Origin of the sequence: Salinicola sp. RZ23 (genome assembly GCF_003206675.1) — a bacterium.
GTDB classification, from domain to species: domain Bacteria; phylum Pseudomonadota; class Gammaproteobacteria; order Pseudomonadales; family Halomonadaceae; genus Salinicola; species Salinicola endophyticus.
In genome coordinates this window covers 15,857-37,237 of the sequence record NZ_PZJK01000006.1, presented here as the reverse complement: position 1 = coordinate 37,237, position 21,381 = coordinate 15,857, and the positions used below count along the sequence as shown (strand labels likewise).

Below are 21,381 nucleotides of genomic sequence, written 5' to 3'. Positions count from 1 at the left end.
ATGCATGAGACAGGATGAGTACGAGAATGGCGCCCGGTTCGAGGTCGACCTGCGCGGCGGAGAGGCAGAGAGCAGTGGCATCGCGATCCAGGGCGGTGTGGTGCAGAGTTCGCGTATTCAGGAGGGGCTACCGTATCCGCTGGGGGCGAACTGGGATGGGCTGGGCGTCAACTTTGCCCTGTTCTCGGCCCACGCGACCCGGGTCGAACTGTGCTTGTTCGACGAGCGCGGCGAGCACGAGGTCGAGCGCATCTCGCTGCCCGAGTACACCGACGAGGTGTGGCACGGCTATCTGCCCGACGCGCGGCCAGGCCAGCTCTACGGCTATCGCGTGCATGGCCCGTATGACCCGCAGGCCGGGCATCGTTTCAACCCGAACAAGCTGCTGATCGACCCCTACGCCAAGCAGCTGGTGGGCGAGCTGGTGTGGGACGATGCCCTCTACGGCTACACCATCGGGCACGAGGAGGGCGATCTGAGTTTCGACGAGCGTGACAGCGCGCCCTTCATGCCACGCTGTCGGGTGATCGACCCCGCCTTCACCTGGGGCCGCTCGACCGAGATCCTGGTGCCGTGGAGCGATACCCTGATCTACGAGACCCACGTGCGCGGCTATACCATGCGCCATCCGGCGGTGCCCGAGGAGCTGCGTGGGACTTTCTCGGGGCTGGCGGTGCCGGAGGTGATCGACTATCTGAAGTCGCTGGGCATCTCGTCGCTGGAGCTGATGCCGATCCACGCCTTCGCCGATGATCGCCACCTGCAGGAGAACGGGCTGCACAACTACTGGGGCTACAACAGCCTGGCTTTCTTCGTGCCGCACCCGCGCTACATGGCGACCCATCGCATCAGCGAGTTCAAGCAGATGGTGGCGCGTTACCACGCCGCTGATATCGAGGTGCTGCTCGACGTGGTCTACAACCACACCGCCGAGGGCAACGAGATGGGGCCGACGCTCTCGCTGCGCGGCATCGACAACGCCTCCTACTACCGCCTGATGCCCGACGAGCTGCGCCACTACATCAACGATACCGGGACCGGCAACACCCTCAATCTGTCCCACCCGCGGGTGCTGCAACTGGTCACCGACTCGCTGCGCTACTGGGCCCAGGAGATGCGGGTCGACGGCTTCCGCTTCGATCTGGCGACCATTCTGGGGCGCGAAACCCACGGTTTCGACGAGGGTGGCGGCTTCCTCGACGCCTGCCGCCAGGACCCAGTGTTGTCGCAGTGCAAGCTGATCGCCGAGCCCTGGGATTGCGGCCCCGGCGGCTATCAGGTGGGCAAGTTCCCGCCGGGCTGGGCGGAGTGGAACGACCGCTTCCGCGATGACATGCGCGCCTTCTGGCGCGGCGACGAAGGACGTCTGGCGGCCTTCGCCAACCGTCTTACCGCGTCGGCCGATCTGTTCGATCACCGCGGGCGCAAGGCGTTTTCGTCGATCAACTTCATCACCGCCCACGACGGTTTCACCCTGCGCGATCTGGTCAGCTACAACGACAAGCACAACGAAGCCAACGGCGAGGAGAATCGCGACGGCCACGACGACAATGTGTCGTGGAACCACGGCGTCGAGGGCGAGACCGATGACCCCGAGATCCGCGCGCTGCGCATGCGTCAGATGCGCAACCTGCTGGCGACGCTGATTCTCTCCCAGGGTACCCCGATGCTGCTGGCCGGCGACGAGTTCGCGCGGACCCAGGGCGGTAACAACAACGCCTACTGCCAGGATAGCGAGATCGGCTGGGTCGACTGGAATCTCTCGGACGAGGGGCGCGAACTGCTCGACTTCACCCGTCAGTTGATCCGCCTGCGCCGGCAGTATCCGATCCTGCAGCGAGGCCGTTTCATGAACGGCAAGCGCAACGAGTCGCTCGACATCAAGGACGTCACCTGGCTCACCCCGGCGGCGGAGGAGATGACGGTCGATAACTGGCACGACGCCGACGCCAAGGCGATCGGGGTGATCCTCAACGGTCACGCCCAGCCCACCGGGATCTGCCGGCTCGGCAACGACATCACGGTGCTGCTGGCGCTCAATGCCGGCGACGAAGACTGTGATTTCGTGCTGCCGGCGGTGCCGGGTGGCAGTGCCTGGGTGCGGCGCATCGATACCTTCGACCCGGCGGCGGCGGACGTGCGTTGTGATGTCGGTAGCGAATATCGGGTCGCCACGCGCAGCCTGTCGTTGTTCGAGCTGCAGGAGAGCGACGATGCTGCGACCTGATCCGCTAAGGTGCTCTAGGGCGCGAATCGACGAGGAGTCTGCATGAGCCGTCGCGAAGAGAGTCATGCCCGGGCAGCGCATGCTGCGGGCCTCGCTGCCGCCGATCTGGAGGCGCTGGCGCGTGGCACCCTGGCCAATCCGTTTGCGCTGCTGGGGCCGCACGCGCGGGACGATGGCCAGGTCGACGTGCGTGCTTACTTGCCCGGCGCCGAGTCGGTCACACTGGTCTGCAGTGACAGTGATCACTCACTGGGGGCGTGCCGAGAGGGCCCCATCGAGGGGCTGTTCGTGGGCGAGCTGGCGGCGCCGAGCGACTACCGCCTGCGCATTCGCTGGCCCGACGGTGAGCAGGTCACCGCCGACCCCTACGCCTTCCCGCTGCTGCTGGGCGATATCGATCTGCACCTGCTCGGCGAGGGGAATCATCGGCGCCTGGGCGAGTGTCTGGGGGCCCAGGTGATGACCTGCGACGGCGTCCTCGGGGTACGTTTCGCGGTATGGGCACCCAACGCCCAGCGCGTGGCGGTGGTGGGCGATTTCAACGGCTGGGATACGCGCCGTCATGGCATGCGCTGCCGCTACCCGGCGGGGGTGTGGGAGATCTTCATTCCTGCCATCGGTGCCGGCGAGCGCTACAAGTTCGCGCTGATCGACGTCAATGGCGAGCCACTGCTCAAGGCCGACCCGGTGGCGCTCTCCACCGAGGCGCCGCCGCTGACCGCTTCGGTGGTGGCGGACGCCACGCCGTTCGACTGGGGTGACGACGCCTGGCTGGCAAGCCGCGGCGAGCGTCAGGCGGCCGACGCCCCGATCTCGATCTACGAGCTGCATGTGAGCTCGTGGCGCAAGCACGGCGGTGAAGAGGGCGAGATCTACCGCTGGCCCGATCTGATCGACACCCTGATCCCCTACGTGGTGGAGATGGGCTTCACCCATATCGAGTTGATGCCGATCATGGAGTATCCGTTCGGCGGCTCCTGGGGCTACCAGCCGCTGTCGCTATTCGCGCCCAGCGGGCGGTTCGGCACGCCGGCCGAGTTCGCGGCCTTCATCGATGCCTGTCACCGCGCCGGCATTGGCGTGCTGCTCGACTGGGTGCCCGGTCACTTCCCCTCCGACCCGCATGGGCTTGCGCGCTTCGACGGTACCGCGCTGTACGAGTATGCCCATCCGTTCGAGGGCTATCACCAGGACTGGAACACCTATATCTACAACCTGGGCCGGCGCGAGGTGCATGGCTTCATGCTCGCCTCGGCCCTGCACTGGCTGCGGCATTTCCATCTCGACGGGCTGCGCGTGGATGCGGTCGCTTCGATGCTCTATCGCAACTACTCACGGCGCGAGGGCGAGTGGATTCCCAATCACCACGGCGGTGCGGAGAATCTGGAGGCGATGGGCTTCCTGCAGCATCTCAATCAGGTGGTTGCCGAGGAGGTACCCGGTGGCGTGGTGATCGCCGAGGAGTCGACCGCCTGGCCCGGGGTCACCACATCGGTGGCGCAGGAAGGGCTGGGCTTCAGCTACAAGTGGAACATGGGCTGGATGCACGACACCCTGAGCTACATGAGCCACGACCCGCTCTATCGCCGCTACCATCACGACCAGCTCACCTTCGGTCTGGTCTACGCCTTCAATGAGCGCTTCGTGCTGCCGATCTCGCATGACGAGGTGGTGCACGGAAAGGGCTCGCTGATCGACAAGATGCCCGGCGACGATTGGCAGCGCTTCGCCAACCTGCGCGCCTACCTCGGCTTCATGTGGCTGCATCCCGGCAAGAAGCTACTGTTCATGGGCTGCGAGTTCGCCCAGGGGCGGGAGTGGAGCCATGACCGCGAACTGGACTGGTGGCTGCTGCGGTACCCCAGCCATGCCGGTATTCAGCGTCTGGTGCGCGATCTCAACACCCTCTACCGCGAGCGCCCGGCGCTGCACGCCCGTGATACCGAGGCGTCGGGGTTTCGCTGGGTGATCGGCGACGATAACGTCAACAGCGTGTTCGCCTGGTGGCGTCTGGACGGCGAAGGGCGGCGGGTGCTGGCGGTGGCCAACATGACCCCACGGACGCTGACCGGCTACCGCATCGGCGTACCCACGGCGGGGCACTGGACCGAGCGCTTCAATTCCGATGCCGGGCACTATGGCGGCAGCAATGTCGGCAACGCCGGCGGCCTCGAAAGCGAAGCGACCGCCTGCCACGGCGAGGTGCAGTCGCTGGTGCTGACGCTGCCACCGCTGGCGGTGATCGCACTGCTGCCACCGGCGTGAAGTTGACCCGGGCCGTTCCCCGGCCCGGGTGAGCGCTACCGCGCTCCGCGGTTCGTCATAGATCCTAGGTTTTGTACGAAAAGTCAGCGAGCGAAGGCAAGACAAGGCAAAAATCGGCGAAAACGCGGAGTTTACGCGGTGTAAATGAGCATTTTGAGCCGATTTTTAACGCCGTATTGCCGAGCGCAGGTAGTTTTCGTAAGGGCCTAGCCGACGACCATGCCGTCGCGCTGCGCCAGCAGCGCCCGGGTGACGCCGTTGGTCCAGCCGAAGCCATCCTGTAGCGGGTACTCGCCGCCGCAGGCGAACTCCGCACCGGGGTAGAGCACGTACTTCTCCACCAGCTTGTGTTCCCGCTGATAAAGATCGTAGACCAGTGACAGCCAGCGCTCGGTCAGATCCTCAGCCACTTCGTGGAAACCGTAGTGGCGAAAGCCCTCGATCGCCATCCACTGCAGCGGCGCCCAGCCGTTGGGGTGGTCCCACTGCTGGCTGCTGTCGTTGATCTCGGTGGTGACCAGTCCGCCGGGGGCGAGCAGGCGCTGGGCCACCACGTTGACCACGCGTTCGGCCTGGCCAGGCGAGGCGAGCTGCAGGTAGAGCGGCACCACGCAGGCCGCGGTGAGGTGAATGCTGCGGCAGCCGCGCTGCCAGTCGTAGTCGTAGTAGGCGCCACGCTCCTCGCACCACAGATAGCGGTCTATCGCCATGCGCCGGCGCTCGGCACGCTCGCGGTAGTGGCCGGCCTCGGACTCCTCGCCGACATCGGCGCACAGCTGCCCGAGCAGATACTCGAGATGGTAGAGCAGCGAGTTGAGCTCGACCGGAAGGAAGGCGGTGGTGCGGATGGTGTGCAGCTCGCGGGTATCGTCGAGCCAGCGGCCGCTGAAGTCCCAGCCGCTCTCGGCGCCGGCGCGCAGATCACGGTAGACCTGCTCCGCCGGGCGCGGCGAGGCCTGGGCCAGCTCGTAGTCCTCACGATAGGACTCCTCGCGCGGGGTGGCGCGGTCGTCCCAGTGGCGGTTGAGCCAGCACTCGTCGTCCAGGCGCACGCAGCGGCGGTGGGTCTCGCCGGGCTTGAGCTGGGCCTCGCCATGCATCCAGAAGGCATACTCGCGCTTGAGCTGCGGCAGGTAGTCCACGGCGCGGCGCTGGCCGCGCTGCTCGAGTAGCGACACCATCATCGAGAACAGCGGCGGTTGCGAACGGCTCAGGTAGTAGCTGCGATTGCCGTTGGGCATGTGGCCGTAGCGCGCGATCAGGTCGGCGCAGTTGTCGGCCACCGCGCACAGCAGGTGATCCTCACCGCTGGCGGCGAGCCCCAGCATGGTGAAGTAGGAGTCCCAGTAGTAGAACTCGCGAAAGCGCCCGCCGGGTACCACGTAATCGTGGGAGAGCGACAGTAGCGACGACCACAACGGATGCTCGCGGGAGTTACGCGTGAGCACCGGCCACAGGCGGTCGATATGGGTCACCATGTCGTCGCTGGTATCCGCCTCGTAGCCGCTGCAGGCGATCGGGTCCTCCTCGAAATGGGCGTCGACGAAGGCGCGCAGATCGAAATCGGGGTTGTCGCGTTCGGCTTCGTAGGCCTGCATGATCTGCTGCGGCGGCACACGCGGCACGCTGTCGGCGAAGGTCTTCGAATCCTCGAACAGATGCGCCAGCGCGACCGCTTCGAACAGCTCGCCGAAGCGGTCGTGGGGGGTGACAGCGGCATCGTGGTACGTATCCCTGTCGGTGGTGGCCTGGAGGCTTGTCGGCATCATCGGTCCTCTGCGGCACGCTGAACGGTAGAAGTGATTCTACTCTTCATACTGCCAAAGTAGCCCCCCGTCTACCGGCAAGGAGGCACCGGTCATGTAATCGGCATCCTCGGAGGCGAGAAATGCGACCACGCCGGCGACATCCTCCGGGCGTCCGAGGCGGTTGAGGGGGATATTGCCGAGCAGATGCTTGAGCTTGTCGGGGTCCTCCTCGAGGGCGCTGTTGATGGGGGTCTTGATCGCCCCGGGAGCGACGCCGTTGACGGTGATCCCCAGCGGCGCCAGCTCGATCGCCAGATTGCGCGTGAGCATGCGCATGCCGCCCTTGGCCAGGCAGTAGCTGGTGAAGCCGGGGAAGGGGAGATCCTCGTGTACCGAGCCGAGATTGATCACCCGCCCGCCACGGTCGACGCCGCGCAGATAGCGCACGAACGCCTGGGTAGTGAAGAACACGCCCTTGAGATTGGTGTCCAGCACCTTGTCGTAGTCCGCTTCGGTCACCTCCCAGAAGGGGGCTTCGATCTCCAGTCCCGCGTTGTTGACCAGAATGTCGAGCCGCCCCAGGGCCGCTACGCTGTCGTCGATCAGTCGGCGGTTGGTCTCCACCTGGGAGATATCGCCGGTGACGATGGCAGCGCGGCGGCCGTGCCGGCGCACGCGCTCGGCGGTCTCCTCGGCACGCTCGGAGGGGCTGCTACCGCTGACTACGATGTCGGCGCCCTCCTGGGCCAGGCGTTCGGCGATGGCGCGGCCGATGCCCTGGGTGCTGCCGGTGACCAGTGCTACCTTGCCTGCGAGACGCATGTGCTGCTCCTGCTATTGGGGGGATCGAGTGTGGTGCGGGGGCGTGAGATGTCGCGCGGAGCCTGTCTGCGCCGCCTCGCCGCTGTGATGGCGTGTTGCCTGGATTTGAAGATAGAGCATCCGTGCCGATGACGCGGTGCCCCGGTGTGGCGCCGCGACGGGCTGGCGGCGTTGTCCGCGCGGCGCGCGGATAGCATGATGTGGGCCGGAAGAGATGACCACAGGAGTCACCGTGAGAGCATGGATACGAGGGGGCTTGGGTGTGCTGATCGCGCTGCTGGTGGCGCTGAGTCAGCCGGTCATGGCGCAATCCCTGGCCTCGCTGGTCGGGGCGGAAGAGAAGCGCGCGGCAACGCCGCAGGCGCCCAGCCCCCAGGAGCTGGAGAGTTCGCTGGATCAGATCATCGCCACGCTGGAGAACAGCGAGCAGCGCCAGGCCCTGCTGGCGAGCCTCAAGCAGCTGCGCCAGGCGACCGCCGCCGAGGCCCAGACCGAACCTGCCAGCGGTGGCTTGTTGGGGGCGCTAGCACAGTCTTTCTCGGTGCTCGAGCGTGACGGTCTGAACAACCCGATCAACTACTGGGGCTATCGGGTCGATCAGGCCGGCAACGATCTGAGCCGCCTGTGGGGCGACGGCAGGCGTGTCCCCATGGCACTGCTCGATCTGCTCTGGGTCACGGCGCTGTGGGTCGGCGTGACGCTGGTGGTGTCGGCGTTGTGGCGCGCCCTGGTCAGGCGATTGGGGCTGCCCTGGGCGTTGCCGCAGGAGCCTACCACCTGGATGCTGGTGCGGCATCTGGCGCGGCGAGTGGTGCCACTGGCGCTGGGGTTCGGGGTGGCGCTGGTGGCGGTGCATCAGGCGACCTCGGATACCATCGGTGTCACCCTGGCCATGGTGATGGCCTACGTCACCCTGTGCGGCGCGGTCTTCGCGGCGGTCTGCGAGATCGTCTTCTCGCTGTTCGGCAGTGGGCATCGCCATACCGCGCTGCGCATCCTGCGCCAGCGTGGAGCTCCCTGGCTGTTCGCCCTTGGCGCCCTGGTGGCGCTGGGCGATGCCTCCAACTCGGCCGCCGTAGTGGAGCCGTTGGGGCGTGGACTGATGGCCTTCGTGTCACTGCTCGCCAACGTCTGTGCGGCGCTGCTGCTGGCCGCCTTCGTGCTGGTGTTCCGGCGGCCGTTCCGGCATCTGATGCGCAACCGGCCCTATACGCAGCGACAGGAGCGCCGCGCCACCACGGAGATGCTGCGCCTATTCAGCCGCGTCTGGCACATTCCCATCCTGGTCATGGTGGCGGTGTCGCTGATTGCCATGGTGACCTCGGCGGAGGATTCGCGTAGCGCCTTTTTCCGCGCTCTGGTGACCGCGGGCATGATGATCGCCACGTTGGTGGTCTCCGGGCTGATCCACCGTCAGCGTGAGAAGACCCAGGAGAAGCGGGTCTCCGAATATACCGCGCGGCTGGTCCGCTTCGGCTTCACCCTGGCCCACCTGCTGGCCTGGATGATCTTCCTCGAGCTGGCGATGCGCGTCTGGGGAACTTCGCTGTGGGCGGTGGGCGGCAGTGCCGGTATCGGCCAGCAGATCGCCCGCAGCCTGCTGGGGCTGGGACTGACCTTCCTGGTTGCCTGGCTGGTCTGGATCCTGGCCGACACCGCAGTCCAGCACGCCCTGCGCAAGAGCAGCCGGCGCCACGGCCGCCGCGCCAACGCCAGCGCCCGGGCGCAGACCATCACGCCGCTGCTGCGCAATACCATCTTCATCACCATCGCGGTGATCGCCGCCATCATTGCCCTGGCCAATCTCGGCGTGAACGTGACCCCCCTGCTGGCGGGGGCCGGGGTGATCGGCCTGGCGGTGGGCTTCGGTGCCCAGACCCTGGTGCAGGACCTGATCACCGGGCTGTTCATCCTGATCGAGGATTCGCTGGCGATCGACGACTTCGTCAACCTCGGCAATCACCTGGGTACGGTCGAGGCGCTGAGCATTCGTACGGTGAAGCTGCGTGACCTGGACGGGATCGTGCACATCATCCCGTTCAGCCAGATCCAGGGCATCCAGAACTACTCGCGCGAGTTCGGCATTGCGCTGCTGCGTATCCGTATCGGTCACCACATGAAGATCGACGAAGCGATCGAGACCGTGCGCAGCATCGCCGACGAGCTGCGCAACGATCCGATGATGCGCCACCACATCTGGTCGCCGCTGGAGGTGCAGGGGATCGAGAGCTTCGACGCCGGCGCCGCCATTCTGCGCATACGCATGCGCACTGCGCCGGTCATGCAGTGGGATGTGGCGCGGGCGTTCAATCTGCGCCTCAAGCAGCGCTTCGACGAGCAGGGAATCGACCTCGGCATGCCGCGCATGAGCGTGGTGATGGAGGAGAGCCGCGCGGCGCGGGACGACACGCAGCCCGACGCCCGGCAGCCGGAGGCGATCACCAATCCTGGCGTGCCCGATCCGCCGTGAGCGCCGGCCAGGGCGAGGCGCTCACCCGGGCCGGCCCGTCGCGACGCGGGATGGCGCGATGTGGTTTGGCCAAAGTCGTGTTGCGGTCATGGAGTGAAAGGTAAATAATCGCTGACAACTTGCTACGCTGCGTCAGGATTCAAGGTTTTTTGTATCCGGGCGATAACGCAGGGTAACGATCGTCGCCGGCGCGAGCGCGTCCGGTGGCCACCAGGCAACGGGCCGACAGGCAGGGCACACCATGACTCTTCTCAGCATCTTCGCGATCGCCATCGGTTTCGGTGCCTTCGGGCTCTTCGTCGCGCTGCGCCTGTGTCGCAGCGACAAGAGCACGCCGGTGGCGAGAGGGCGCGTTGGCGCCAACGACGACACGCCGAGCGCCTCGCGCCAGCGCGCCTGATCCCAGCGCAATCCCCCCTTCCCCATAGTGTGACACCTCCCGGCGCCTCCCTCGGGCCAGTCGCGCTTCGACAGGTCACGTTGCTGCGGCAACTGCCGCTCTTGTCCCTGATGCTTTAACGACCCACGCCCGGCAGGATCTGCCCGCTGGCAGCATGATCGCGATACGCGCGCGTGCGCTGCGTCTGCCTGGCGATCACTCGCGCCTGGCGGAGAACAGCGCCACGCAGCCGACGATCTCGATCTGGTGATGGTCGAAACGCTCGGCGAGCGCGTGCTCCAGCGCCTGCGGTGTATCCGTCGTATTGGAGAAGATCCCCTTGGCGTTGTAGAACGCCATCAACCGGCGCGTCAACGGTGAGCGTGTGACGCCGTCCCCCAGGATGGTGGCGCCGAACAGTGTTGCCCCCGGCGCCAGCAGTGGCGCGAGGTGATCGAAGGCGTGTGCCTTGTGCGTCATCGGCCCGGGTAGGCAGTGCAGCAGGTAGTTGATGCCGATGGAGTCGAACGGTGCCGGCGGGTCTTCGATCGGGGCGAGAATGTCGAGTTGGCGCGTTTGCGGCTGCAGGCGCTTCACCCGCGCTGCGGTATGGGCCAGGGAGTCGGCGTTGAGGTCGAACAGCGTCAGCCGCGGCTGGTGACTCGGAAAGCGGCTACGGTCGAGGAAAAATCCGGTACCCACGCCCACGTCGAGATGATTGGCGCTCAGGTGGCGCGCATAGTGCTCCAGCAGGCGCGAGGTCGGGCAGCGCCAGATGCCGCGATTGGAGAGTCGCAGCACGATCAGATCGTAGAGCGCCAGGTTGCGGCGGGTATAGACCGCCTGGCCGGCGTGGGACGAATCGACAGGGGTGGGCATTGACGTTGTCTCTGTGGGCGTGCGTTTGTTGGCTGGCGTCTGTGGGGGAGGACAGGGTTCGGGCCGTGACGCTGTTGGCAAGGGCGTCCGCTAGCGGGGCGGACCGGCACTCTCCAGCACCCAGTCGCGAAAGGCGCGCATCGGTTCGGTCAGGTGGCGATGGGTCGGGGTCAGCAGCGCCAGCCGTCCACGGCTGGGCAGGCTATCGGGCAGCGCCCGGACCAGGTTGCCCTGATCGAGCTCGGCGGCGAGCAGACGCATCCAGCCGAGGGTGACCCCCTGGCCCGCGAGGGTGGCGTTCATCAGCAGCTGGAAGCTGTTGGCACGCAGGGTGTGCAGCGGCGGCTGCCAGTCGAAGCCGAGGGAGCGATACCAGTGCTCCCAGGTCAGCCAGTCGCGGTAGTGATCCTCCACCACCATCAGGGTGTGGCGGGCGAGCAGGTCGGCGGGGTCGGCGACCGCACCGTGACGAGCCAGATAGACCGGGCTGCACACCGCGGCGACGCGCTCCTCGGCGAAGATCGGGCTGGCTTCGAGTCCGGGGGGATCGACCTCGTGGGGGATGTGGTAGTAGATGCCGAGATCGAATTCGGCCAGATCGAGCCGATAGGGGTCCTCGACGGTGAGGACTCGAATCTCGATGTCGGGATGCGCCTGCTGGAAATCGGGCAGCTGACGGGCGAGCCAGATCGAGGCGATGGTCGGGCTCGAGGCCAGGGTCAGCTGGCGGTCGTCGCCGCGCCGGCGCAGACGCGCAGTCTCGTCACGCAGTTCCCGCAGCAGCCGCTGCACCACGCGGAAGTAGTGCGCGCCGGCCGGGGTCAGGCGCAGGCCGTCATGCTGGCGTTCGAACAGCGGCCGGCCGAGATCCGTCTCGAGGCGCTTGATCTGGCGGCTGACCGCGCTCTGGGTCAGGCTCAGCTCACTGCCGGCCTGGGTGAAGCTCGAATGGCGGGCGGCCGCCTCGAAGGTGCGCAGGCAGGCCAGTGGGGGGAGCACGTCGCGAATGGGCATGGGGCGTCCGGAACCGAGTTCTCTCGGTCCCGGAGCATAGCACGAGTGGTGCACGCCACCTTCGGTCGCGACGTCCTGGAGCGGGACACTCAGATGGCGCGACGCGGGATCTCGCGGGCCCAGCGCTTCTCGCTGACCAGCGTCTCGCCCTCATGGGCGATCTGCTCGGCGCTCAGGTAGAAGGTGGTCTCGTCGCAGTGCAGGTGATAGCGGCTGACCACCTCGACGCCGAAGCGTGCCTCGCCCGACTCGCGCCCGGCGCGGTAGGTCCACTCGATGTCGGCCCGGGTGCGGGTCGCGTCGCTGGGGTGGCTGACATAGACCTCGCGGGCCTTCTGCTCGACGCGCAGGCCGTGATCCTCGAAGCGGATATCGCCCATGTCGTCCTCCACCGTCACCGTCACTTCGCCGCTGCCGACATCCTCGCTGAGGGTGCGCCTTGGATGGCCCGGGCGCAGCGTCTCGATCCGACACGGCGGCGCGCTCTCCGGCGGTTCGAATGGCATCGGCACGTAGGGCGCCTGGCAGATCGGCAGTGACAGCGTCGGCGTGCCGGCCTCGAGGGTGAGATCCGCACGTCGCGGCGGCGACCACACCAGCGGAAAGCTGGCGCTGGAGAGCGCCAGGCGTAGACGATGCCCGGGGGGCAGCCGGTAGCCGATCAGGTCCAGCGCCAGGTCGATCTCCATGCGCTCGCCGGGGACCGGTGGGGTGAGTGTGGCCGGGTCGTCGCGCAGGGACAGATTGAGCGTGGCGTAGCTGATCAGCGCGCTCTCCCCGCTGGGGGCGACATCGCACAGGCGCACGTGCAGCTGGCCACAGCGCTCGGTGCTGCTCAGGCTGGCGCGCAGCCTGGGCTGGCCGAGCAGGTCGAGCCCTTCGGCGTAGGGCGCGGAGTCGAAGGTCAGCGCCAGGCCGTCGTCGCGGCGCTGATCCGGCGGGAAGTCGGCGCCGAACCACAGCGGGATATACTCGCCCTGCAGCGCGCCGGCGGTCAGCGGCGAAGCGATCGCGCGGTCCTCGCTCAGACGTCCTTGCGGCACCAGGCCGGCATCGCCGAGGGTGAGCGGCTGCCACGCGATCTCCTCGGCCGGGGCGGGCCAGGCACGGGTCTGCACCCATCGGCCCGGACGCTCGAGATACTTGGGTGCCGGCGGCACGCCATCCTGCAGATAGAAGGTGCAGGGCGGCTCGTCCATGATCCCGGTGTCGATCCCCTTGAGCCAGTAGTCCCACCAGCGCAGCGCCTCCTGCAGAAAGCCGATGGCCGGGTCGGGAATCGCAAAGTGGGGGTACTTGTGCATCCAGGGGCCGAGCAGCGCCTTCTTCGGGCAGGAGAGGTGCTCCATCATCCGTGGAATGGTGTTGACGTAGGAGTCCGCCCAGCCGCTGATCATGTAGACCGCAGCTTCGATGTCGGCGTAGCGCTCGCAGATCGAGCCATGCTGCCAATAGGCGTCGCGCTGCTGATGACGCAGCCAGGGCTCGGCCAGTAGCGGCATGTTGTCGAGGCGCTGCTTCCACAGCTCTCGCCAGCGTTCTCCGACCAGTGCCGGGTCGGGTACGGCCGCGGAGAAGCTCAGCATGGTCGCCGCCCAGCCCAGGTTCTCCAGCAGCATGTTGCCGCCCTTGTAGTGGATATCGTCGGCGTAGCGGTCGTCGGTGGAGCAGAGGGTGATGATCGCCTTGAGGGGTTTGGGTCTGAGCGCGGCCAGCTGCAGGCTGTTGAAGCCGCCCCAGGAGATACCCATCATGCCGAGGTTGCCATCGCACCACGGCTGCGCGGCGATCCAGTCGATCACTTCCAGCGCGTCGGCCTGCTCCTGGGGCGCGTACTCATCCTCCATCAGACCATCGGACTCGCCGTTGCCGCGCATGTCGACACGCACACAGGCGTAGCCGTGGCCGGCGAGCCAGGGGTGGGTGAGTTCATCGCGCACCGCGGTGCCATCGCGCTTGCGGTAGGGCAGGTACTCGAGGATCGCCGGCACCGGCGCCGCTTCGGCGTTTTCGTCCGTTGTGCCGATGGCTCCTTCGGGTAACCAGATGCGGGCGGCCAGGCGCGTGCCGTCGGCCAGCACGATCCACTGGTTCTCGATTTCGCGTACGCGGTGTGGGAAGTCCTGTTTGATCTTCATGCCTTGTCCTTGGCTGCGTGGGAAGGAGTCGACGGTGTCGGTACGACGTCGAGCCGCTCGGGATGCTTGAGCCAGACCCACAGCGAACCCGAGGCCAGCAGCACGATCAGCATCGACGGCAGCCCGCCGAGGTTGGAGAGCATCTTGATGCCGTCGATACCGACGAAACTGACCATGACCCAGGAGACCAGGCCGACGATCACGCCCCAGATCACCTTCATCGTGACGCCGGCGTTGAGATCGGAGTCCGCGGTCAGGCCGCGGGTGCAGAGATTGCCGATGGCGTCGGTCTGCGAGTCGGCGGCGGTGACGTAGGAGATGTAGGCGATGAACAGCAGCAGCGGCACCCACACCTGGGAGAGCGGCAGGTGGCGGAAGAGTTCGTAGAGCACGTTCTCCACCCCGCGCTGATCGAGGATGGCGTAGAGATCGGTGCCGCTCTCGCCGGCTCCCAGATGCGACTGGAAGTAGAGTGCGGTGCCCGAGAAGATCAGGATCCAGACACAGGCGAACAGCGCCGGATAGAGCAGGTTCACGCGCAGGAATTCGCGTACCGTGTAGCCGCGCGAGATCTTGCCCAGAAACAGCGCTGCCACTGGCGCCCAGGCGAACCAAACCGCCCAGTAGAAGATCGACCACCACTGCGGCCACTGATCACTTCCCGCAGCGCCGGTGAACAGGCTCTTGGTGAAGAAGTTGTCCAGATAGATGCCGAACGATTCCACCCCCAGGGCCAGACAGAAGACCGTGGGGCCGACCACGAACACGAAGATACCGAGGATCAGCAGCAGCAGTGCGTTGAGCGACGACAGCCGGGCAATGCCCTTCTGCAGGCCGCTGGCGGCGGAGAGCACGAAGGTGACCACGATGATGGCGATGATCACGCCCAGACGCAGTGGGCTGGTCTCGCCGCCCAGATACTGGCCCACGCCGCCGGCCAGGGTCAGGGCGCCGGTGCCCAGCGACGACGCCATGCCGGCGACCAGGGCATAGAGCGATACCGCATCGATCAGCCCGGCGAAGCGCTTCACCCGCGGTCCGAACAGCGGCTCCAGCATGCTCGAGATCGAGAAGCGCAGGCGCAGATTGTAGAAGGCCAGGGCAAAGATCAACGCCGGCACGGCGTAGATCGCGTAGGGCGTGAACGACCAGTGCAGGAACATGGTCGACATGGCGAACAGCATGGCGTCGCTCGACCCCGCTTCCAGTCCGCTGGAGGCCGGCGGCCCCATGTAGTGGTAGAGCGGCTCGGCGGTGGTCCAGAACAGCACCCCCACGGCCAGGGTGGTGCACAGGGTGATCGAGAACCAGCGCAGCGGCGAGAGCAGCGGGGTGGCCTCGGCGCCACCGATGCGTACACGGCCGAGGGGCGAGACATAGATGATCAGCGCCATGATCAGCAGATAGAGACTGCCCAGGCTGAACAGCCACGAGAAGTTGTCGAGCACCGCGGCGTTGAGCGCGCTGGCGGTGGCGAGGAAGGCGTCGAGATCGACATAGCTGGCGACCACGGCGCCCAGCAGGATCAGGAAGGTCGGCCAGAATACCAGCGGCCGCAGCGAGGTTTGCATACCCATCTCCGGTTATCGTTATCGTGTGTCGGCAGGCGCGCAGCATGCGCTGTCGTCATGGCGATATACCCTAACCGCTGCTGCGGGGCATCATTCAAGCGGCGGCTGGGAATGGGGGTATGCGCTCAGCGCATACCTGGCCGGCAAGAGGGCGGCAGGCCCCGGCGCGACGATCGGCTAAGATGGGCCCCGGACGAGACGCAAGAGGCGCGACAGGAGCGACGATGGAACCCGAGGATCTGAACAAGCTGGTGAGTGTGCGCATGCCGTTCGGCAAGTACGAAGGCCGCCTGATCGCCGATCTGCCTGGCCCCTATCTGGCCTGGTTCGCCCGCGAGGGCTTTCCCCGCGGGGAGATCGGCCAGCTTCTGGCGCTGATGCACGAGATCGACCACAACGGCCTCAGCGATCTGCTCGAGCCGCTGCGCCGCCGCGTTTCCTCAGGCCAGTAGCCGGCCGAGTAGATGGGCCACCACCAGGCCCACGGTGATCGCGGCAGTGAGCCACAGGCGGCGGGGTCTGCGCTGCTGATAGTGCTGCAGGGCGACATCGAGCTTGCGGGTCAACTGCGCCTGGCGGGTGGTGGGCGCGCCGGGCGGCGAGAAGTCGTTGGCGGCGTCGCCGTGCCAGTGCGGCGCATGGGTCAGTCCCAGGCCGGCGCGCAGGCGGCCGATATCGCCCAGCAGCTGGTGCATGTCGTCGTATTCGGCGCGGCGTTCGGGGGAGCCCAGTGCGGCCTGGGCATCCGCCTTGAGCGATTGATTGGCACAGTGGCGGATGGCGTGTTCGATCTCCTCCGCGGTGGCGGTGGGTGGGATGCCGAGTCGTAGATAGAGATCACGCATGCTGCATCAACAGGTCGTAGGCGTTCTTGATGCGCTGGAAGCGCTGCGAGGCGAGGTTGATCCGCCACTCGCTCTGACCGTGGAAACGGTCGGGGTGGTGGCGTTGGGCCAGGCGCCGATAGGCGAGTTTGATATCCCGCGGTGAGGCGCTGGTGTCCAGCTCCAGTTCGATCAGCGCGCGGCGGATGGGGTAGGAGGGCGCGTCGAAACCGGCGCGCTGGCGCTGCCGGCTCTGCTCGCGCTGCCACTGGCGCTGTTGCTCTTGGTGCTGACTTTCCTGCTCCTGGCGCTTTCGCTCTCGGCGCTGGCGTTCCTGGTACTGGCGCTGCTGCTGCTCCTGGCGTTGACGCTGTGCGGCTTCTTCGCGCTGGCGCTGGGCCTGTTCGCGGCGCAGGGCTTCCGCCTCGGCCTGGCGCCGCGCCTGTTCACGCTGCTGAGCTTGTGCCTCGGCCTGGCGCTTGGCGTGGGCCTGGGCACGGCGTTCGCGCTCGGCCTGCGCCGCCGCCTCTCGCTGCTGTTCGCGTTCGCGGGCCTGCTGGGCCTGCTGGCGGCGCCACTGCTGCTGTTGCTTGTGTTCGCGCCACTGGTTCTCGGCCAGGCGCCGGACCCGGTCCCGCCAGGAGGCGCGATACTCGCCGGCGTTGGCCTGGGTCGAGCCGGTATCACCTTCCTCGACTTCCGCGGTGTCCTCGGCCTCCGGTTCGACGGGCTGCCAGTGGCTGCGGTGGCTGAGATCCTCGGGCGCGGCCAGGGTCCGGCCGGTGACCTCACGGTAGAGCGCGCGCAGGGCGTCCGGCGAAACCCCGGAGAGATCGGCCAGGAAACGCAGGATATGGTGATTGCGCAGACTCAGCGCGCCGTCGCTGGTGGCGAGAACCACCGCCTGGCGCAGAAAGGCGATGATCGGCCCGGTCTGTTCCTTCGTCAGCACCTCGGCGGCGAGCTGGACGTCGCCCAGATCCTGTCGCCTGGCCGCCGCCAGCAGCGTCTCCAGATCGCGGCGGTGATGCGCGCGCGCGGCCAGACGTTCGAGATAGCGGCGGTCTTCATCGAGCGGGACGTGCTTGTTGGCAAAGACCCAGCACAGCAGCAAGAGCTCGGCGCTCTCACGCTGATGGGGGCTCTTCACGAGCAGCGACTCGAAGGCTGAGAAGCCGGTGGCGACCATGGGCGTTCCGCATGAGCCGATGCGGGGCATCGGTTAGCTGTTGTTTGTCGCCGAGTATACCCAAATCGACCACCCCGACGTCAGCCTCTAAAGCCGCGGTCGATCGACGCTGCGCCTCAGCTCATGCCCGAGCGCTTGGCGAGATTCTCCGGGCCGAAGGAGTCGGGCAGCAGTGTGTCCATGGTGTAGCGCTTGAGCGGCTGGCCGTCGCCGTCGAGCACCACGATCGTGGTCTCGGGGGTGGCGAATTCGCGGATGCGCTGACGGCAGTCGCCACAGGGCGTGCACAGGTGCTCGCCGGGGCCGATCACGTAGATCTCGCGGATACGCTGCTCGCCGTTGGAGACCAGTGCGGCGATGGCGCTGGCCTCGGCACACAGCCCCTTGTAGTTGGCACTCTCGACGTTGCAGCCGACGTAGGTCTGGCCGCTGGCGCCGATCAGGACCGCCCCCACCGGGTGGGCGGAGTAGGGCACGTAGGCGTTGGCACGCACGGCGAGTGCGGCCTGGCGGATGCTCTCGGGGACCGTGATGTCGCTGGGTTCAGTCATGGCTCGGTTCCTGGTCGTCGCGCAGCAGCCCTTCCAGGGTGATCGCCATCATCTCGGCGAACCCGGTCTGGCGGGTCTGGGCGTCGAGCGCTTCGTGCTTGAGGATATGGTCGGAGACGGTGCACACGGTCAGCGCGCGGGCGCCGAACTCGGCGCAGACGCCGTAGAGGCCGGCGGCTTCCATCTCCACGCCGAGGATGCCGTGGCGCTGCAGGGTGTGGAAGAAGGCATCGTCCGGGGTGTAGAACAGGTCCGCCGAGAACAGGTTCCCCACCTTGACCCGGGTGCCACGCTCGCGGGCGGCGTCCACCGTGTGGCGGGTCAGGGCGAAATCGGCGATGGCGGCGAAGTCGTGGCCGCCGAAGCGGGTGCGGTTGACTCCGGAGTCGGTGCAGGCGCCCATGCCGATGACGATATCGTTGACGCCGACATCGTCGCGCACCGCGCCGCAGGAGCCCACGCGCACCAGACGCTGGGCGCCGTACTCGGTGATCAGCTCCTTGGCGTAGATGGAGAGCGAGGGGATGCCCATGCCGCTGCCCATCACCGAGATGCGGCGGCCGCGGTAGGTGCCGGTGAAGCCGAGCATGTTGCGCACGCGGTTGACGCAGACGACGTCGTCGAGAAAGGTCTCGGCGATGAACTGGGCGCGTAGCGGATCGCCCGGCATCAGCACGGTGTCGGCAAAATCGCCCTCGCGGGCTTCGATATGCGGGGTTGGCATGTCAGTCTCCTGAAGATCGCGCGGCCAGTAGTGAGGTGCCGTAGTCCATGGCGTCCAGGTCGAAGAACTCGGCCAGGGTCTGGCCGATATCGGCGTAGGTGTCGCGGGCGCCGAGGTCGCCGCTGGGGCCACCGCTGGCGAGCAGTACCGGCACCTGCTCGCGGGTGTGGTCGGTGCCGCGCCAGGTCGGGTCGTTGCCGTGGTCGGCGGTGAGGATCAGCAGGTCTTCGGGGGCCAGCCTGGCCAGCAGTTCGGGCAGGCGGCGGTCGAAGGCTTCCAGTGCGCTGGCGTATCCCTCCGGGTCCCGGCGGTGGCCGTAGAGGGTGTCGAAGTCGACGAAATTGGTCATCACCAGCGTGTCCACGTCGGCCTTTCGGGCGTCGTCGATCGCCGTCAGGGTCGCCGCGAACAGGGCCTCGAAACCGTGCGCCTTGCGCACCTCGCTGATGCCGCAGTGGGCGTAGATATCGCCGATCTTGCCTACGCCGAGCACCTGGCCGCCGCCATCGTGGAGCTTTTGCAGCACTGTGGGCTTGGGCGGTTCGAGGGCGTAGTCGCGGCGGTTGCCGGTACGCTCGAAACTCGATGGTGTCTCGCCGACAAAGGGGCGCGCGATGACGCGGCCGATGTTGTAGGGCATCAGCAGTTCACGTGCGATCTCGCACAGCCGATAGAGGCGGTCGAGGCCGAAGTGCTGCTCGTGGGCGGCGATCTGGAACACCGAGTCCGCCGAGGTGTAGACGATCGGCTTGCCGCTGGCGATGTGTTCCGCGCCGAGGGCCTCGATCACCGGCACCCCGGAGGCGTGGCAGTTGCCGAGCACGCCGGGCAGCTCGGCCTGCGCGATCAGCGCCGCCAGCAGCTCCGGCGGAAAGCTCTCCTCATGCTCGGGGAAATAGCCCCATTCGAACAGTGCCGGCACGCCGGCGATCTCCCAGTGGCCGGAGGGGGTGTCCTTGCCGGAGGAGATCTCGCGGGCGCAGGCCCAGCCTCCGGTCGGCTCGGCCGGGGGCGTCACCCCGGCGGCCCAGCTGCCGGTGGCGCGGTGATGGGCGTGATAGAGACCGAGCCGCGCCAGGTTGGGCAAGTCGAGCGGGCGTCCGGCGTCGGCGCGATAGCGGGCGATATGCCCCAGGGTGTCGGCACCGGCATCGCCGAAGGCGTCGGCATCGGGGGCATTGCCGATACCGAAGGAGTCGAGCACCAGCAGCACGGCGCGGCGGGGCGTGACGGACGTGGTCATGGCAGATCCTCCTGGCGCAGGGTGGCGTGGACGAGCGGGGGGATATCGGCGGCGCCCGCCTCCAGATGAAAGGCGTCGCTCAGACGCGCGCTCAGGGCCTCGGCTGCCTCGCGATCGGCGGCGTGAACCCGCAGCAGCGGCTCGCCGGCGCTGAGCGTCTGGCCCAGTTCGGCGATATGCGACAACCCCACGCGAGGGTCGATGGCGTCACCGGCATTGCGCCTCCCGCCGCCCAGCTCGACCACCGCGAGCCCCAGCACGCGGGTGTCGATGGCGTGCACGACGCCGTCGCGGGGGGCGGCGACCTCGTGCACGACCGGTGCCGTGGGCAGGTAGTGCGCGGCGCGCTGGGTGAAGTCGGCAGGCCCGCCGAGACCGTGGACCATACGCCCGAAACGCTCGAGCGCGGCGCCGTTGTCGAGCGTCTGTGCCAGGCGCCGCTCGGCGTCCTGGGCATCCCTGGCCAGCCCCGACTGGATCAGCATCTCGCTGGCCAGCGCCTGGGTCACCCGATAGAGACGGCTGTGGCGATCGTCGCCGCGCAGCACCTCGAGCGCTGCCGCCACCTCCAGGGCGTTGCCGGCGCAGCGCGCCAGCGGCTGGTTCATGTCGGTGAGCAGTACGCTGGTGCGGGTGCCGGCGGCGCAGCCGGTGGCGACGATCGCCTCTGCCAGCTCGCGCGAGGCTTCCGGGGTCGGCATGAAGGCGCCGCTGCCCACCTTGACGTCCATCACCAGGCTGCCCAGCCCGCAGGCGAGCTTCTTGCCCAGGATCGAGGCCACGATCAACGGCAGCGACTCCACCGTCGCGGTGACGTCGCGCACGCCGTAGAGGCGCTTGTCGGCAGGGGCGAGCGCGCCGGTCTGGCCGATGATGGCGACCCCGACCTCCTGCACCAGACGACGGAAGGTGGCCTCACTGGGAGTGATATCGTAGCCGGGGATCGACTCCAGCTTGTCCAGGGTGCCCCCGGTATGGCCCAGGCCACGGCCGGAGATCATTGGCACGTGGCCGCCGCAGGCCGCGATCCAGGGACCCAGGACCAGCGAGACGAGATCGCCGACGCCGCCGGTGGAGTGCTTGTCGAGCACCGGTCCTGCGAGGTCGAGATCGTCCCAACTCAGCACTTGGCCGGAGTCGCGAATCGCCTCGGTCAGCGCGGTCGCCTCCGCCTCGTGCATGCCGTTGAGATAGACCGCCATGGCGAAGGCGCCGATCTGGGCGTCTCCGACCGTGTCATCGGCGATCCCGCGCATGACCAGATCGAGCATTTGTCGGTCGAGGGTCTGGCCGTCGCGCTTGCGCCGGATGATCTCCTGAATCAGCATCTTCGCTCC

At 67.3% G+C, this 21,381-nt stretch carries 17 protein-coding genes; 5 read left to right on the top strand and 12 right to left on the bottom strand.

The window, feature by feature from the left end:
- Positions 1–4: 4 nt before the first annotated feature.
- Positions 5–2,227 (top strand): glycogen debranching protein GlgX, encoded by a 2,223-nt coding sequence (gene glgX, locus DOM67_RS05030; RefSeq protein WP_110674567.1) that lies wholly within the window; start codon positions 5–7, stop codon positions 2,225–2,227.
- Positions 2,228–2,269: 42 nt separating this feature from the next.
- On the top strand, positions 2,270–4,492 hold the full coding sequence (glgB, locus tag DOM67_RS05025) for a 1,4-alpha-glucan branching protein GlgB (RefSeq protein WP_110674566.1): 2,223 nt from the start codon (positions 2,270–2,272) through the stop codon (positions 4,490–4,492).
- Between the two features lie 206 nt (positions 4,493–4,698).
- Here glgB and treF read toward each other — a convergent pair whose 3' ends face one another.
- A complete protein-coding gene (treF, locus tag DOM67_RS05015; protein WP_110674564.1) occupies positions 4,699–6,258 on the bottom strand; it encodes an alpha,alpha-trehalase TreF in 1,560 nt (519 codons plus the stop codon).
- A gap of 39 nt (positions 6,259–6,297) precedes the next feature.
- Positions 6,298–7,062, bottom strand: coding sequence for a 3-oxoacyl-ACP reductase family protein (locus DOM67_RS05010; RefSeq protein ID WP_110674563.1), 765 nt, complete (start codon positions 7,060–7,062; stop codon positions 6,298–6,300).
- Between the two features lie 262 nt (positions 7,063–7,324).
- On the opposite strand from DOM67_RS05010, the gene DOM67_RS05005 reads away from it, so the two are divergent.
- Together DOM67_RS05005 and DOM67_RS19755 are read left to right on the top strand one after the other, a co-directional pair.
- On the top strand, positions 7,325–9,532 hold the full coding sequence (locus tag DOM67_RS05005) for a mechanosensitive ion channel domain-containing protein (RefSeq protein WP_232825156.1): 2,208 nt from the start codon (positions 7,325–7,327) through the stop codon (positions 9,530–9,532).
- Between the two features lie 241 nt (positions 9,533–9,773).
- The gene (locus DOM67_RS19755) at positions 9,774–9,932 is read left to right on the top strand and encodes a hypothetical protein (RefSeq protein WP_157958795.1); all 159 of its coding nucleotides are present in this window, start codon (positions 9,774–9,776) and stop codon (positions 9,930–9,932) included.
- Between the two features lie 195 nt (positions 9,933–10,127).
- On the opposite strand, the gene DOM67_RS05000 is transcribed toward DOM67_RS19755, so the two are convergent.
- From DOM67_RS05000 to DOM67_RS04985, 4 genes are all read right to left on the bottom strand, one after another.
- On the bottom strand, positions 10,128–10,790 hold the full coding sequence (locus tag DOM67_RS05000) for a class I SAM-dependent methyltransferase (protein ID WP_110674561.1): 663 nt from the start codon (positions 10,788–10,790) through the stop codon (positions 10,128–10,130).
- Between the two features lie 90 nt (positions 10,791–10,880).
- Positions 10,881–11,804, bottom strand: coding sequence for a LysR substrate-binding domain-containing protein (locus tag DOM67_RS04995; protein ID WP_110674560.1), 924 nt, complete (start codon positions 11,802–11,804; stop codon positions 10,881–10,883).
- Between the two features lie 89 nt (positions 11,805–11,893).
- Entirely contained in the window at positions 11,894–13,942 is a 2,049-nt protein-coding gene (locus DOM67_RS04990) for a CocE/NonD family hydrolase (protein ID WP_110674559.1), read from the bottom strand.
- Positions 13,939–15,513, bottom strand: coding sequence for a BCCT family transporter (locus DOM67_RS04985; RefSeq protein WP_110674558.1), 1,575 nt, complete (start codon positions 15,511–15,513; stop codon positions 13,939–13,941). Before DOM67_RS04985 ends, DOM67_RS04990 begins: the two co-directional genes overlap by 4 nt.
- 224 nt (positions 15,514–15,737) lie before the next feature.
- Here DOM67_RS04985 and DOM67_RS04980 point away from each other — a divergent pair, with 224 nt between their 5' ends.
- Entirely contained in the window at positions 15,738–15,965 is a 228-nt protein-coding gene (locus tag DOM67_RS04980; RefSeq protein ID WP_110674557.1) for a DUF3820 family protein, read from the top strand.
- On the opposite strand, the gene DOM67_RS04975 is transcribed toward DOM67_RS04980, so the two are convergent.
- The 6 genes from DOM67_RS04975 to deoA all read right to left on the bottom strand — a co-directional run bounded on the left by DOM67_RS04975 (position 15,954) and on the right by deoA (position 21,372).
- Entirely contained in the window at positions 15,954–16,358 is a 405-nt protein-coding gene (locus DOM67_RS04975; RefSeq protein WP_110674556.1) for a hypothetical protein, read from the bottom strand. The two genes, DOM67_RS04980 and DOM67_RS04975, sit on opposite strands and share 12 nt — an antisense overlap.
- On the bottom strand, positions 16,351–17,526 hold the full coding sequence (locus DOM67_RS04970) for a J domain-containing protein (protein WP_110674555.1): 1,176 nt from the start codon (positions 17,524–17,526) through the stop codon (positions 16,351–16,353). Before DOM67_RS04970 ends, DOM67_RS04975 begins: the two co-directional genes overlap by 8 nt.
- Positions 17,527–17,642: 116 nt before the next feature.
- Entirely contained in the window at positions 17,643–18,077 is a 435-nt protein-coding gene (locus tag DOM67_RS04965) for a cytidine deaminase (RefSeq protein WP_110674554.1), read from the bottom strand.
- Positions 18,070–18,801, bottom strand: a complete 732-nt coding sequence (gene deoD / locus DOM67_RS04960; protein ID WP_110674553.1) for a purine-nucleoside phosphorylase — start codon at positions 18,799–18,801, stop codon at positions 18,070–18,072. The genes DOM67_RS04965 and deoD overlap by 8 nt, the downstream gene beginning before the upstream one ends.
- A 1-nt stretch (position 18,802) precedes the next feature.
- The gene (locus DOM67_RS04955) at positions 18,803–20,044 is read right to left on the bottom strand and encodes a phosphopentomutase (protein ID WP_110674552.1); all 1,242 of its coding nucleotides are present in this window, start codon (positions 20,042–20,044) and stop codon (positions 18,803–18,805) included.
- Positions 20,041–21,372: a thymidine phosphorylase gene (gene deoA, locus DOM67_RS04950; RefSeq protein ID WP_110674551.1), complete on the bottom strand. Its 1,332-nt coding sequence runs from the start codon at positions 21,370–21,372 to the stop codon at positions 20,041–20,043. Before deoA ends, DOM67_RS04955 begins: the two co-directional genes overlap by 4 nt.
- Positions 21,373–21,381 lie beyond the last annotated feature (9 nt).